Consider the following 15,157-nt stretch of genomic DNA (forward strand, 5'->3'; position numbering starts at 1 on the left):
CCACATGGCTGACTCCTTCGCCACCCGCGCACGCCTCGACGTCAACGGCAAGTCCTACGCCTATTCCAGCCTGCCCGAACTCGGCAAGCGCTTCGACCTTGCGAAGCTGCCCTATTCGATGAAGATCCTGCTGGAGAACCTCCTGCGCCACGAGGACGGCGTGACCGTGCTGCCGGCGCACATCGAAGCCGTGGCCAAGTGGGATCCGAAGGACGAGCCCGAGACCGAGATCGCGTTCATGCCTGCGCGGGTGCTGCTGCAGGACTTCACCGGCGTGCCCTGCGTGGTCGACCTGGCGGCGATGCGCGACGCGGTTGCGCGCCTGGGCGGCAGGCCCGGCCAGATCAACCCGCAGATCCCGTCCGAACTGGTGATCGACCACTCGGTGCAGGTCGACGTGTTCGGCCGCGCCGACGCGCTCGACATCAACGGCCAGATCGAGTTCCAGCGCAACCAGGAGCGCTACAGCTTCCTGCGCTGGGGCCAGAAGGCGTTGCAGAACTTCAAGGTGGTGCCACCCAACACCGGCATCGTCCACCAGGTGAACCTGGAGCACCTGGCGCGGGTGGTGATGGAGCGCGAGGTGGACGGCGAACTGATGGCGTTCCCGGACACCGTGTTCGGCACCGACTCGCACACCACCATGATCAACGGCATCGGCGTGCTCGGCTGGGGCGTGGGCGGGATCGAGGCCGAGGCCGCGATGCTCGGCCAGCCGTCGTCGATGCTGATCCCGCAGGTGGTCGGCTTCCGCCTCACCGGCAAGCTGCCGGAAGGCGCCACCGGCACCGACCTGGTGCTGACCGTCACCCAGATGCTGCGTGCGCTGGGCGTGGTCGGCAAGTTCGTCGAGTTCTACGGCGACGGACTGCAGCACCTGCCGCTGGCCGACCGCGCCACGATCGCGAACATGGCGCCGGAATACGGCGCCACCTGCGGCATCTTCCCGATCGATGCCGAAGCCGTGCGCTACCTGCGCCTGTCCGGCCGCAGCGAGGACCAGATCGCGCTGGTGGAGGCCTACGCGAAGGCGCAGGGCCTGTGGCACGCGCCGGATTCGCCGCACGCGCAGTACAGCGCCACGCTCGAGCTCGACCTGGCCGACGTCAAGCCGTCGCTGGCCGGCCCCAAGCGTCCGCAGGACCGCGTGCTGCTGGAGAAGCTGGGCGAGAACTACCGCAGCAACCTCCAGGGCCTGATCGCCAACCGCGCGCCGCGGAAGACCGAAGTCAAGCGCATGGACGAGGAAGGCGGAGACCAGCCGCAGGCCGAGCACCTTGCGGCCTCGCCGCAGTCCCTGATCCGCATCGCCGACCAGGACCATTACCTCAAGGACGGCTCGGTCGTGATCGCCGCGATCACCTCCTGCACCAACACCTCCAACCCGGCGGTGATGCTGGGCGCCGGCCTGCTGGCGCGCAATGCCGCCGCCCGCGGCCTGAAAGCCGCGCCCTGGGTCAAGACCTCGCTCGGGCCGGGGTCGCTGGTGGTCACGGACTACCTGAAGAAGGCCGGTGTGCTCGCCGACCTGGAGAAGCTCGGCTTCTACGTGGTCGGCTATGGCTGCACCACCTGCATCGGCAACTCCGGCCCGCTGCCGGACGAGGTTTCGCGCGGCATCGCCGAAAACGACCTGGTGGTCGCCTCGGTGCTGTCCGGCAACCGCAACTTCGAAGGCCGCGTGCATCCCGAGGTGAAGATGAACTACCTCGCCTCGCCGCCGCTGGTGGTGGCGTACGCGATCGCCGGCACCGTCGACATCGACCTGAGCACCCAGCCGCTGGGCAAGGGCAGCGACGGCAACGACGTGTACCTGCGCGACATCTGGCCGACCAACAAGGAAATCGGCGACATGATCGCCGCCACCGTCGGCCCGGAGATGTTCGCGCACAACTACGCCGACGTGTTCAAGGGCGACAGCCGCTGGGCGAAGATCGCCTCCCCGGACGGCGAGAGCTACGCCTGGAGCGCCGAATCGACCTACATCAAGAACCCGCCCTACTTCGACGGCATGACCATGCAGGTCGGCTCGATCGACGACATCCACGGCGCGCGCGTGCTCGGCCTGTTCGGCGACTCGATCACCACCGACCACATCTCGCCGGCCGGCAACATCAAGAAGGATTCGCCGGCGGGACGCTTCCTGCAGTCGCGCGGCGTGCAGCCGGCCGACTTCAACAGCTACGGTTCGCGCCGCGGAAACGACGACGTGATGGTGCGCGGCACCTTCGCCAACATCCGCATCAAGAACCTGATGCTTGGCGGCGAGGAAGGTGGCAACACTCTCTTCCACGGCAGCGGCGCCGACGCCGGCAAGAAGCTGTCGATCTACGACGCGGCCATGCAGTACAAGGCCGCCGGCACGCCGCTGGTGGTGTTCGCCGGCAAGGAATACGGCACCGGCTCCTCGCGCGACTGGGCGGCGAAGGGCACCATCCTGCTGGGAGTCAAGGCGGTGGTGGCCGAGAGCTTCGAGCGCATCCACCGCTCCAACCTGGTCGGCATGGGCGTGCTCCCGCTGCAGTTCAAGGAAGGCGAGAACGCCCGCGTGCTCGGACTCGACGGCAGCGAGACGATCGACATCACCGGCCTCGACGATGGCGCGGCGAAGACCGCCACCGTCGTCGTCCGCAAGGCCGACGGCAGCGAGAAGCGGTTCGAGGTGCGGGTGCTGCTGCTGACGCCCAAGGAAGTGGAGTACTTCCGCAATGGCGGCATCCTGCATTACGTGCTGCGACAACTGGCGGCGAAGACGGCCGCATAACGGCTGCGGACGGGCGGAAGCCCGGCCCGGCGCAGCGCGCCGGGCAGTCCGGCCGCTCGCGGCAAAGCAACGACAAGGCGGCTTCGGCCGCCTTGTCCGTATCGGGGACAGTGGCGTTACAGCCGCGGCGTCCAGGTGGCGCTGGTCAGGCGCCATTCGCCATCCTGCAGCCGCCAGCCGGTCTCGACGCCGTAGAGCCTGGCCGCTTCCGGCAGCACCCTGCCCGAGCCGCCGGTCAGCCCGACGTCGAATCCGACGCCGGCATGGCCCGGCTGCATCCGGACCTGCAACGGGCCGGCAATGGTGACCCCGATGCCGCGGTGGCGCAGGAACAGGGCCTGCGCCATCCGCACCGCGCCCTCGCGATCCAGCCCTTCCGGGCCGACGAAGTCATCGGCCAGGACATCGCGGATCGCGCCCGCGTCCCGCGCCTCTATCCCGGCCTGCAACGAAGCGATCGTGGCCCGCAGCTGCTGTTCCGGCGTCGTGCGCGTGCATGCGCAAAGCGCCACCAGCACCAGCGCTACGGCGATCCACCAACGTACGTTCATTGGTTACCTCCCGTTGGCCGCCGGCGGACGACCCGCGGTTGGAATGCAAGCGTACGACGCGGCACCGGCCTGTCGTCGCCTTGCCAGCCCCATGGGCCTATGCTCCAATCCATTGGACACCGTACGGGGGCGCATTCGGGCTGCCTGGCGATCGGTTCATGTCGAAAGTCGCGGCGAAAGCATGCGCGCAGGAGGGGATCGCGATGAGTTCCGAACGGCCATGGCTGGACCAGTACCCCGCAGGCGTACCCGCTGAAATCGATGTCGACGAATACCCATCCATCGTCTCGGTCCTGGACAGCGCGATTACCCGGTTCCGCGAGCGCCCTGCCTTCGCCAACCTCGGCAAGGTCCTGAGCTACGGCGACGTCGATCGCCTCAGCGCGCAATTCGCCGCCTACCTGCTCGGCGAACTCCAGCTCAAGAAGGGCGATCGCGTCGCCATCATGATGCCCAATTGCCTGCAGTACCCGATCTCCACCTTCGGGATCCTGCGCGCCGGCCTCACGGTGGTGAACGTCAACCCGATGTACACCCCGCGCGAGCTCAGGCACCAGCTGGAGGATTCGGGTGCGAGCGTGATCGTGGTGCTCGACAACTTCGGCCACACCGTGCAGGAGGCGCTCGCCGGCACCCAGGTCAGGCAGGTGGTCACGACCGGGCTGGGCGACATGCTGGGCTTCCCCAAGGGCGCGATCGTCAATTTCGTGCTGCGCCACGTGAAGAAGATGGTGCCGGACTACGATCTGCCCGGCGCGATCCGCTTCCGCGACGCGCTGGTGCTGGGGCAATTGCAGAAGCCGGCGCAGGTGTCGATCGATCCCGGCGACATCGCCTTCCTGCAATACACCGGCGGGACCACCGGCGTGGCCAAGGGCGCGATGCTCACCCACCGCAACCTGGTCGCCAACATGCAGCAGGCCGCGGCCTGGGTGGGCGTCGCCGTGCGCCCGGGCGAGGAGATCATCGTCACCGCGCTGCCGCTGTACCACATCTTCTCGCTGACGGCCAACGGACTGGTGTTCACCAAGTTCGGCGGGCTCAACTACCTGATCACCAATCCGCGTGACATGCCCGGTTTCGTCAAGGAGTTGTCGAAGCTCCCGTTCACCGCGATCACGGGCGTCAACACGCTGTTCAACGGCCTGCTCCACACCCCAGGCATCGAGAAGGTCGATTTCTCGCACCTGCACCTGACGCTGGGCGGCGGCATGGCGGTACAGCGCGCGGTGGCCGAACGCTGGAAGCAGGTCACCGGCTGCACCCTGGTCGAGGCCTACGGCCTGACCGAAACCTCGCCCGCCGCCTGCATCAACCCGATGGACATCGCCGAGTACAACGGTTCGATCGGCCTGCCGGTGCCGTCCACCGATGCCTGCGTCAAGGACGAGGAAGGCCGCCAGCTGGCGGTCGGCGAGATCGGCGAGTTGTGCATCAAGGGCCCGCAGGTGATGAAGGGCTACTGGAACCGCCCCGACGAAACCGCCAACGTGATCGACGCCGAAGGCTGGCTGCATACCGGCGACATGGCGAGGATGGACGAGAACGGTTTCTTCTACATCGTCGACCGCAAGAAGGACATGATCCTGGTATCGGGGTTCAACGTGTATCCCAACGAGATCGAGGACGTGATCGCGCTGATGCCGGGCGTTCTCGAGGTCGCGGCCGTCGGAGTGCCGGACGACAAGTCGGGCGAGGCGGTCAAGGTCGTGATCGTGAAAAAGGACCCGGCGCTGACGGTGGAGCAGGTCAAGGCGCACGCGCGCGAGAACCTCACCGGCTACAAGCACCCCAAGTACGTCGAGTTCCGCAGCGAATTGCCCAAGACCAACGTCGGCAAGATCCTGCGCCGCGAACTGCGCGAAGAGGCCGGCCCGCAATAAGGCCGGGGCGGCGGTCCCGGCCCGTCCGGGCGACGTCGCCTGCCCCGCACCCGCGGGGGTGTAGCATCGCGCCGTGGAACCGTTTCCGCCCGCGGTCCACCCCAGTCCGGTGGCGGAATTGCGGGGGATTGCCATGAACACCATTGAGAAACTGCAGCGCACCCAGGCGTTCCCGACCATGCGGGTCGAATCGACCCCAGACGGCAACGCGCATTGGCTCTACATGCACGCCGACGCCGGCAGCGGGGTGCGCCCCTGCTTCCGCACCGCGTTGATGGACGACATGTGGAGTTTCCTGACCTCCATCACCCTGCGCGAGTCGCAGCGCAAGCCGGGCCAGTTGCGCCATGTCGTGCTCGCATCAGATGCCGATGCCTTCAACCTCGGCGGCGACCTGGACCTGTTCTCGCGCCTGATCCGCACCGGCGACCGCGAACGGCTGCTGGCCTACGCCCGTCGCTGCGTCGAAGGCGTGCACGCACTGCATGCCTCGCTCGGCGGCGACGTGCGCAGCATCGCGCTGGTGCAGGGCGATGCCCTCGGCGGCGGCATGGAGCTCGCGCTCGCCTGCCAGACCATCGTGGCCGAGGAAGGCGTGGAGATGGGCCTGCCGGAGGTGTTGTTCGGGCTGTTCCCGGGCATGGGTGCGTATTCGTTCCTGTGCAAGCGGGTAACCCCGCAGCTCGCCGAGAAGCTGATCCTTGAAGGCAACACCCATTCCAGCGCCGAGCTGCACCGCATGGGCATCGTCGACGTGCTGGTGCCCAAGGGCGAAGGCGAAGCCGCGGTGCAGGAGCTGATCCGTGCGCAGCAGCGTGCGCCGCATGCGCATGTCGCGCTCAACGCAGTGCGGGGGATCGCGCAGCCGGTCGGGTACGACGAACTGATGGGCATCACCGAAGTCTGGGTGGATACCGCGCTGGCGCTCGGCGAGCGCTCGTTGCGCACCATGGAGCGGATCGTGCGCGCGCAGAACCGGAGGGCGGGAATCGCTTCGGCGGCCTGAGCAGGCGGGCCGCAGGGCCCGTCAGCTGCTTTCGCTGTCCTGCACGCCACGGGCGCGGCTGCGCGCGTCCAGCGCTGCCCGGCCCTGCCCCATGCATTCGCGCAGCATCGCCAGGCACTGGCGCCAGTCGCGCGACAGTTGCCATTCGGCCATCAGCAAGACCTCGCCGCTGGCCTCGGCCAGCTTCACCAGGCCCAGGTTGCCGGCAACGCCCTTGAGCGCGTGCGCGTGTTCGTGCGCGGCCGCCCAGTCGGCCCGCTTGCCGCTCTGTTCCAGCCCCTGCAGGCAGGCCTCGGCGTCGCGCAGGCACTGCACGATGAATTCCTTCTCGAAGGCCGCGCCCATGCCCATTGCGGCGAGCTCGTCCAGCGCTCCGGGATCCAGCGCACCCTCCAGCAGTGCGTCGGCCCGGGTTGCCGGGCGTGACTGCGGCGGCGTTGCCGGCGGCGCGGCGCCACCACCGGCGATGTCGGAGATCAGGTCCAGCAGGCGTGCGGCCACGACCGGCTTTGGCAGGAAGGCATGCGCCCCGGCCTGGCGGCATTGCTGGATCGCATCGGGAGTGACATCGGCGCTGAGCATGATCACCGGCGTCCGCTCGCCGCCCCCGGCCTGCATGATCCGCAGTTGCCGCAGCAGGTCCAGGCCGCTGAGCCCGGGCATGTGCAGGTCGGCGACGACTGCGTCGTAGTCGCTCACCGCCAATGCCTCGAGCACGTCGTCGCCACCGTCCACGCAGACCACGCGGTGGCCCGCCTTCTGCAGCAGTCGCTGCACGACCATGCGGTTGGCCGCGTGGTCGTCGGCGACGAGCAGGTTCAGGCTGCGGGTGCGGGCGCGATGGCGCAGGAACGGATCGCTGAACGCGATCACGTTTTCGGGCCCGCCCGCGGCGGCGACCTGTTCGCGCGCCATCGGCGCCGGCATTGCCGGCGCAACGGATGCGAAGGGCAGTTCCACCCAGAAGCGGCTGCCGCGGTTCTCGGTGCTCTCGAAACCAATGCTGCCGCCCATGGCCTCGGTCAGGCCCTTGGCGATCGTGGTCCCCAGGCCGGTTCCGCCGTGGCGCCGCGACAGGCTGGCGTCGGCCTGCTCGAACGCTTCGAACAACCGGGCCCGCGCGGATGGCGGGATGCCGATGCCGGTATCGACGATGGTGAAACGCAGCCGCAGCGCACCGTCGGCGGCGGCCACGCGGGCGACCTGCAGCGCCACCGAACCGGCATCGGTGAACTTGACCGCATTGCCAGCCAGGTTCAGCAATACCTGCTGCAGGTGGGCGGCATCGCCGCGCAGCAGGTCGGGCACGTCGCGATCGACCGAGGCCTGGTACCCGATCCCCTTGGCCCGCGCCGAGGGCTGCAGGATCAGCCCGACCGACTGCAGCAGCTCGCCAAGCGAGAAATCGACCTGGTCGAGCTTGAACTTGCCGGCCTCGATCGCGGAAATGTCGAGGACGTCCTGGACCAGCGCCAGCAACGACCGGGCCGAAGCCTGGATCGTGTCGACGCATTCGCGTTGTTCGCTGTCCAGGCGCGTCGCTGCAAGCAGTTCGGACATCCCCGCCAGGCCATTCAACGGGGTGCGGAATTCGTGGCTCATGTTGGCCAGGAACCGGGTCTTGGCCTCGTTCGCGCGCCTTGCCTCGGCCGTGGCCCGGGTCAGGGCGCGCAGCAGGCCGGACAGGTACAGCGGCACTGCGACAAGCCCCGCCAGCAGGCCGAAGCCGAGCGTGCGGTTCGCGGCCCAATAGTCGTTCCCCGCCAGCACGCTGCCGAAGCTGAGGCTTGCCATCGCCACCGCGGCGAACAGGTAGCGGTTGCCGTAGCGCAGGCCGTTGCCGACGGTCACCCACATCAGGATCACGTAGACCCAGGCCAGCGGCTCGCCGAAGCGGATCATCGCCGCGGCCATCAGCCCATAGTCCGAGAGCATCCCGATGCCGCGGCGCAGGTGCGATACCCCGGGCCGGACCATGATCCCCAGCACCAGCCCGATCCCGACGGTGAATCCTGCCGCCACCATCATCATCACGACGCGGTACTGGGCATCGGAGCCCTGCGGCCCGTGCAGCAACAGGTAGCCCAGCACCACCGACAGCACCGCCAGCCGCACCAGCGCCTGGCCATGTTCGCTGTCCGGACGCCCGGCGAAGCGTTGCCTTGCCAGCGTCGGCAGCGATCGGATCATGCGTCCAGTTCCGGCTTCACCCGTACCGCGGAATAACGCTCGCAGATGTCCAGCAAGCGCGTGCGGCTGTGCGTCAACGCCTGGATGCATTGCGGGTCGAACAGGATCCCGCTTTGCCCGCGCAACCAGCCAAGGGCCTCTTCAAGCGGCCACGCGCGCTTGTACGGGCGTGGCGACAGCAGCGCATCGAGCACGTCGGCGACCGAGACGATGCGCGCCTCGATCGGGATCAGGTCGCCGGCCAGTCCGCCCGGATAACCGCTGCCGTCGTAGCGCTCGTGGTGGCGCAACGCGATCACCGCGCCCATCTGGATGAAGCGGTTCTGGCTGCCGCTCAGCAGTTCGTGCCCGATCTGCGGATGCCGGCGCATCATCTGCACCTCGTCCTCGCCGAGGGGGCCGGGCTTCATCAGGATCGCGTCGGGAATGGCGATCTTGCCGATGTCGTGCAAGGGCGCGGCCATCTCGATCAGCCGGACCTCGTCCTCGAACATGCCGAGTTCCTCGGCCAGCAAGCCGGCGAAATGCGCCATGCGCTCCAGGTACGCGCTGGTGCCGGTATCGCGGTACTCGATCGCCCGGGCCAGCCGCGACAGGGTCTCGCGCTCGCGCTCCTCGACCTCGTTCATGCTCGACAGCAGCCGCTGCTCCAGCGACAGCGCGCGCTGCTTGACCGACTCGGACTGCTGCCGCAGCTGCAGCAGGTTGCGGCAACGGGCGCGCAGTTCGCGCGGCCGGATCGGCTTGACCAGGAAGTCGATGACGCCCGCATCCAGCGCCGCCTGCCGCACCGGCTCGTCGCCGACCACGGTGACCAGCACGATCGGGACGTCGCGATGCACCAGCGGCCGCCGGAAGCGCCGGGCGAACTCGAGCCCGTCCATCTCCGGCATGCGGTAGTCGAGCAGCAGCAGGTCCGGGCGGTTGTCCTCGCACCAGCCCAGCGCGGCGTTCGGGGAATCGAAGTCGAGCACCTGCAGCTCGGGACTGATGTCCTCGAGGATGTGGCGCAGCATCGATCGCATCGAGCTTTGGTCGTCGACAATGACGATGTTCAAGGAGTCGTCCCGGGTCTGGAGTGCGTGGCGTCCGTGCACGGCCATGTCGACATCCTCGCCGTGGGCTCCGGCTTGGGCAAGTGCCCCCTTCCACGCTGGCGACGGGCCATCGATGGCGGCCATCCCCTTATACGATGAAACCGCCAGCCCCGGGACAGGCCTCAGCCACCGACCTCGGGGCGCATGTACGGGAACAGCAGCACGTCGCGGATCGACGCCGAATCGGTGAGCAGCATCACCAGCCGGTCGATGCCGACGCCCAGGCCGCCGGTGGGCGGCAACCCGACCTCGAGCGCGCGGATGTAGTCGGCGTCGAAATGCATCGCTTCGTCGTCGCCACCGGCCTTGGCTTCGGCCTGCGCGCGGAAGCGCGCGGCCTGGTCCTCCGGATCGTTGAGCTCGGAGAAGCCATTGGCCATCTCCTTGCCACCGATGAACAGTTCGAAGCGGTCGGTGATGCCCGGCTCGGTGTCGGACTCGCGCGCAAGCGGCGAAACCTCGACCGGGTAATGGGTGATGAAGGTCGGCTGGACCAGCCCCGGCTCGACCGTCTTCTCGAAGATCTCCAGCAACAGCTTGCCCCAACCGTACCCGGGCTTGACGTGGATGCCCAGGCGCGCGCAGTGCGAGGCCAGCGCCTCGCGATCGCGGCAGTCGGCGACGCTGATCTGCGGATTGAGCTCGCGCACCGCTTCTTCCAGCTTCCAGCGGCGGAAGCGCGGCCCGAGATCGATCGCGTTGCCTTCCCATTCCAGCCCGGTGTGGCCGATCGCTTCCAGCGCGACATCCCGGATCAGCGACTCGGTCAGGTCCATGACCTCGTCGTAGCTGGCGTAGGCCTCGTACAGCTCGAGCATGGTGAACTCGGGGTTGTGCCGGGTGCTGACGCCTTCGTTGCGGAAGTTGCGGTTGATCTCGTACACCCGCTCGAAGCCGCCGACCACCAGGCGCTTGAGGTAGAGCTCCGGGGCCACCCGCAGGAACAGCTCCAGGTCGAGCGCGTTGTGGTGGGTGGTGAACGGTCGTGCCGTGGCGCCGCCGGCGAGGTAATGCATCATCGGCGTCTCGACCTCGAGGAAGCGCCTTGCATCGAGCCAGCGACGCATCGCGGCGATGACCTGCGAGCGCTTGACGAAGACCTCGCGCACCTCGGGATTCACGATCAGGTCGACATGGCGCTGGCGATAGCGTTGCTCGACGTCGCTGAGGCCGTGCCACTTCTCCGGCAGCGGCCGCAGCGACTTCACCAGCAGCCGCAGGGTGTCGGCCTTGATCGAGAGTTCGCCGGTCCTGGTGCGCATCAGGCTGCCGGTGGCAGCGACGATGTCGCCCACGTCCCAGCCCTTGAATGCCTCGTAGGCGTCGCCCAGCGCGGTGGACTGCAGGAACAGCTGGATCCGGCCAGTCATGTCCTGGACCTGTGCGAACGCGGCCTTGCCCATCACCCGCTTGGCGAGCAGGCGCCCGGCCAGCGCCACCCGCCTGCCCTCGCCTTCCAGGGCCTCGCCGGTCCACCGCTCCGCATCGGCGTACTGCTGCTGCAGGTCTCCGGCAAGATCGGCGCGACGGAAATCGTTGGGGAACGCGATGCCCTGCGCGCGCAGGGCCGCCAGCTTGGCGCGGCGCTCGGCGACCAGGTGGTTTTCGTCGACAGGGGGCGTCGTGGCTTCGTGGGTCATTGCGTACGCTCGTCATTCCTGCGAAAGCAGGAATCCAGTGTCTGGTGGTTTGCGGCGGGAATCAAAGTCGCCGGCTCCCGGGCTGCGCCGGGCCGACGGCATCAGGCGGCATCGCTGCGCCTGGATCCAGCTTCCAGGCCGGACTTGAGGCTGGCCTCGATGAATTCGTCCAGGTCGCCGTCCAGCACCTTCTGGGTGTCGCTGCGTTCCACGCCGGTGCGCAGGTCCTTGATCCGCGACTGGTCGAGCACGTAGTTGCGGATCTGGCTGCCCCAGCCGATGTCGGACTTGGTCGCTTCCAGCGCATCCTTCTCGGCATTGCGCTTCTGCACTTCGAGCTCATAGAGCTTGGCCGCCAGCATCTTCATCGCGCGGTCGCGGTTGGCGTGCTGGCTGCGCTCGGTCTGGCAGGCGACGACGGTATTGGTCGGGACGTGGGTGATGCGCACCGCGGATTCGGTCTTGTTGACGTGCTGGCCGCCGGCGCCGGAGGAGCGGTAGACATCGGTCCTGAGGTCGGCCGGATTGATGTCGATCTCGATGCTGTCGTCGACTTCCGGGGACACGAACACCGAGGTGAAACTGGTGTGGCGCCGGTTGTCGGAATCGAACGGCGACTTGCGCACCAGGCGGTGCACGCCGATCTCGGTCTTCAGCCAGCCGTAGGCGTAGTCGCCGTCGACCCGGAAGGTCGCCGACTTGATCCCGGCGACGTCGCCGCCGCTGACCTCCAGCAGTTCGGTCTTCCAGCCGCGCGATTCGGCCCAGCGCAGGTACATGCGCAGCAGCATCTCCGCCCAGTCCTGCGCCTCGGTACCGCCGGCGCCGGCCTGGATGTCCACGAACGCGGCGTTGGCGTCCATCTTGCCGGAGAACATGCGCTGGAACTCGAGCTGGTCGACGCCGCGCGCGTAGCGCTCGACGTCGGCGACGATGGCCCTGGCCGTGTCCTCGTCGTCTTCGGCTTCGACCAGTTCCAGCAGCTCGTCGGCGCCGACCAGGCCCTCGCTCAGTCCGCGGATGCCGGTGACGGTCTTGTCCAGCAGCGAACGCTCGCGGCCCAATGCCTGGGCGCGCTCGGAATCGTTCCAGATGTCCGGGTTTTCCAGTTCGCGGTTGACTTCCTCGAGGCGCTCGACCTTGGCCTCGTAGTCAAAGATACCCCCTCAGCGCATCCAGCCGGCCACGGAGGTCGGCGATGCGCTGGCGGACGGGATTGAGCTCGATCATGTGCTGGCGGATGCTGTGGAACGGCCGCAAATCTTACCAGTTGGCGGCTGGCTGCCGCGCTCAGGCCGGTTCGCGATGCACCACGACCAGCTGGATCGCATCGCCGCCGCGATACGCGTCCGGTTCCAGCCGGTAGGCGACGCGCACGCTGGCGGGGGGCGCCTGACCGTCCCAGCCGCCGAACTCGATCGCATTGAGGCGCTGCCGGCCGCTGCCCAGCTCCAGCTTGAGGTGGCGCTCGCCGACGATCCGCCAGCCAAGCACCGCGAAGCACCCGTCGAACAACGGCTCGGGATAGCCCTGCCCCCACGGCCCGCCGTCGCGCAGCAGGCGCGCGTGGAGCGCATCGAATTCGTGCGGCTGCAGCTCGCCGTCGCTGACCACTTCGGCCTGCAGCGAAGCCGGATCGAGCACGCGCGCGACCTGCGCCTGCAATGCCTGCTCGAACCGCGGCAGCGCATCGCGCGCCAGGCTCAGCCCCGCGGCCATCGCATGGCCGCCGAAGCGCTCGACAAGGCCGGGGTGTGCGCTGTCCACCGCGGCCAGCAGGTCGCGGATGTGCAAGCCGGGAATCGAACGCGCCGAGCCGCGCAGGCTCGCCCCGCCCGGTTCCGAGGGCGCGAAGGCGAAGACTGGCCGGTGGGTGCGCTCCTTGAGCCTGGATGCCACCAGCCCGACCACGCCGGGGTGCCAGTGCGGATCGAACAGGCACAAGGCCGGTGGCAGCACGCCTTCCAGCGTGACCCGGGCGAGCGCGGCTTCGGCCTCGTCGGTCATCTGCTGCTGCAGCGCACGGCGCTCGGCGTTGATGCCGTCCAGGGTCGCGGCGATCCCGCGCGCCTTGCACGGATCGTCGCTGAGCAGGCACTCGATCCCCAGCGCCATGTCCTCCAGCCGCCCGGCGGCATTGAGGCGCGGCGCCAGCGCAAACCCGATGTCGGCGGCTGTCAGGGCGCCCGGATCGCGCCCGGCGACCTCGATCAATGCACGCAGCCCGGCGCAGCCCTGCCCTGCACGCAGCCGCCGCAGGCCGGCGGCCACCAGGGCACGATTGTTGGCATCCAGCGGCACCAGGTCGGCAACCGTGCCGACGGCGACCAGGTCCAGCAACGACCTGAGGTCAGGCGGCTGCCGATGACCACTGCCGCCATCGGTGGCTGCAGCCTGATCCTCGCGTTCGCGACCCGGAAGCTCGAAAAGATGGCGTCGCAGCGCCAGCAGCACATAGAACATCACCCCGACCCCGGCCAGCATCTTGCTGGGGAAGGCGTCGCCGCGCAGGTTCGGGTTGACGATGGCATCGGCCGGCGGCAAGGCGTCCCCCGGCAGGTGGTGGTCGGTCACCAGCACCTGCCAGCCGCGTGCCTTGGCTGCGGCGATGCCGGCGTGGCAGGCGATGCCGTGGTCGACGGTCACCAGCAGGTCCGGTTGCAGTCCGGCCAGGTCCTCGACCAGCCCCGGCGACAGGCCGTAGCCGTGCACCATCCGGTTGGGCACCGCGTGCGATACCCGGCGCGCGCCGAGCATGCGCAACCCGCGCACGCCGACCGCGCACGCGGTGGCGCCATCGCAGTCGAAATCGCCGACGACCAGGATGTGCCGGTCCTCCGCGATCGCCCGGGCCAGCAGCGCCACCGCGGCATCGAGACCGCCGAGGCTGTCGGGCGACAACAATTGCGCCAGCCGGGGTTGCGCCTGCGCTGGATCGGCGGCGCCGCGGGCCGCATGCAGGCGCTGCAGCAGCGGCGGCATCGCGCCCCAGTCGCCACTGGCGGCCGCCAGCGGACGGCGGCGGATGCTGCGGGCCGGGATCACGCGGCCGGCCGGCGTGGCTGCACCGGCGCCAGTTCGCGCAACGGCCGCCGCCACAGGCGCCAGCGCTGCGTCCGCGCCAGCACGTAGCCGTCGCCATCGCCGAAATCCAGCCGCAGGCGCTGCAAGCCCCCATCCCGGATCGCCGCGACCGCCGGCGACAGCCAGTCGTCGAACAGCCGCGATGGATCGCGCAGTCCGCGCAGGTCCCACAGGGCGTTCGCGTCCTGGACCTGGAACCGCGGCCCGCGCGCCGACCACGGAACGCCCGCGCCCCTGGCCAGCGCCTGCAGCATCGCGTCGCCGCCATGCACCTGCGCGTGCGCAGTGGCGACGTGGTCGGGTGCCTTGCCGCCGCCCCAGAACCACAACGAATTCACCGGCGACTTGCCGGCGGCCGCCCTGCGCGCGTTCCAGGGATGGTTGTGCAGCACCACCTGGGCCTCGCTGAGCAGCGCGCGCCAGCGCCGATTCCCGGCACTGGTCGCGGTCTCGGTGCCGACCAGGGAATCGAACAGGTCCGCGCCCAGGGCGTCATCGGGCTCGACGAAGTCCGGCACGCTCGCGCCCTGCGGCAAGCGGAGGTACCAGCGCGACGGCCGCGGCGCATCGATCGGGAATCCGGCGTCGCCGAACAGCGGGCGCAGCGCCGGCAACAAGGCATCGACGTCCTCCTGCTCCAGCTGCAGTCCCTCGCCGCAGGCGAGCAGGCGCGCGCCATTGAGTTCCGGGCGCACCCAGGCCGGGTCCGCGCGCAGCCATTGCGACGCGGCGGCATCGCCGGCATCGAGCTGCCGGGTCAAGGCGGCGGCAGGCCAGGTGCGCGGCAGCAAGGTGAAATGGCGCAGCAACTGCGCGCGCTCGCCAGCTTCGCCACCGGCGACGGGGTCGGCGCGACCGAGCGCGCGTGCCAGCGCGTCGGGCAGGCCGCGCCCGGCGAAGCGCCTGCGTTCGGGCAGCAGCAGCGTCGCCATGGCCATCCGG

The 15,157-nt window shown here is 69.0% G+C and carries 10 protein-coding genes; 3 read left to right on the forward strand and 7 right to left on the reverse strand.

Annotation, left to right across the window (positions count from 1 at the left end; genetic code table 11):
* Positions 1 to 4 precede the first annotated feature (4 nt).
* Positions 5 to 2,764: an aconitate hydratase AcnA gene (gene acnA / locus MQC88_RS02480; protein ID WP_243318921.1), complete on the forward strand. Its 2,760-nt coding sequence runs from the start codon at positions 5 to 7 to the stop codon at positions 2,762 to 2,764.
* 116 nt (positions 2,765 to 2,880) lie between these two features.
* On the opposite strand, the gene MQC88_RS02485 is transcribed toward acnA, so the two are convergent.
* Positions 2,881 to 3,315, reverse strand: coding sequence for a nuclear transport factor 2 family protein (locus MQC88_RS02485; RefSeq protein ID WP_243318922.1), 435 nt, complete (start codon positions 3,313 to 3,315; stop codon positions 2,881 to 2,883).
* A 203-nt stretch (positions 3,316 to 3,518) separates the two neighbouring features.
* Here MQC88_RS02485 and MQC88_RS02490 point away from each other — a divergent pair, with 203 nt between their 5' ends.
* On the forward strand, positions 3,519 to 5,198 hold the full coding sequence (locus MQC88_RS02490) for a long-chain fatty acid--CoA ligase (protein WP_243318924.1): 1,680 nt from the start codon (positions 3,519 to 3,521) through the stop codon (positions 5,196 to 5,198).
* A gap of 133 nt (positions 5,199 to 5,331) precedes the next feature.
* A complete protein-coding gene (locus MQC88_RS02495) occupies positions 5,332 to 6,204 on the forward strand; it encodes a crotonase/enoyl-CoA hydratase family protein (protein WP_243318926.1) in 873 nt (290 codons plus the stop codon).
* Positions 6,205 to 6,225: 21 nt separating this feature from the next.
* Here the strand turns inward: MQC88_RS02495 and MQC88_RS02500 are convergent, their stop codons facing one another.
* The 6 genes from MQC88_RS02500 to MQC88_RS02525 all read right to left on the reverse strand — a co-directional run bounded on the left by MQC88_RS02500 (position 6,226) and on the right by MQC88_RS02525 (position 15,153).
* Positions 6,226 to 8,394 carry an ATP-binding protein gene (locus MQC88_RS02500; RefSeq protein ID WP_243318928.1) on the reverse strand — a complete coding sequence of 723 codons (2,169 nt, stop codon included), beginning with the start codon at positions 8,392 to 8,394 and terminating at the stop codon, positions 6,226 to 6,228.
* On the reverse strand, positions 8,391 to 9,497 hold the full coding sequence (locus MQC88_RS02505; protein WP_243318930.1) for a response regulator: 1,107 nt from the start codon (positions 9,495 to 9,497) through the stop codon (positions 8,391 to 8,393). The genes MQC88_RS02500 and MQC88_RS02505 overlap by 4 nt, the downstream gene beginning before the upstream one ends.
* A gap of 116 nt (positions 9,498 to 9,613) precedes the next feature.
* Positions 9,614 to 11,131, reverse strand: coding sequence for a lysine--tRNA ligase (gene lysS / locus MQC88_RS02510; protein WP_243318932.1), 1,518 nt, complete (start codon positions 11,129 to 11,131; stop codon positions 9,614 to 9,616).
* A 101-nt stretch (positions 11,132 to 11,232) separates the two neighbouring features.
* Positions 11,233 to 12,361 (reverse strand): peptide chain release factor 2 gene (gene prfB, locus MQC88_RS02515; protein WP_243318934.1). Its coding sequence is split into 2 segments (ribosomal slippage): positions 11,233 to 12,285 and positions 12,287 to 12,361, totalling 1,128 coding nucleotides; the frame shifts between segments, so codons are not numbered across the junction.
* Positions 12,362 to 12,421: 60 nt separating this feature from the next.
* Positions 12,422 to 14,113 (reverse strand): single-stranded-DNA-specific exonuclease RecJ, encoded by a 1,692-nt coding sequence (gene recJ / locus MQC88_RS02520; RefSeq protein ID WP_243320228.1) that lies wholly within the window; start codon positions 14,111 to 14,113, stop codon positions 12,422 to 12,424.
* A gap of 59 nt (positions 14,114 to 14,172) precedes the next feature.
* The gene (locus tag MQC88_RS02525; RefSeq protein WP_243318936.1) at positions 14,173 to 15,153 is read right to left on the reverse strand and encodes a phosphoglycerate mutase; all 981 of its coding nucleotides are present in this window, start codon (positions 15,151 to 15,153) and stop codon (positions 14,173 to 14,175) included.
* Positions 15,154 to 15,157 lie beyond the last annotated feature (4 nt).

Source organism: Cognatiluteimonas sedimenti (genome assembly GCF_022808325.1).
GTDB classification, from domain to species: domain Bacteria; phylum Pseudomonadota; class Gammaproteobacteria; order Xanthomonadales; family Xanthomonadaceae; genus Cognatiluteimonas; species Cognatiluteimonas sedimenti.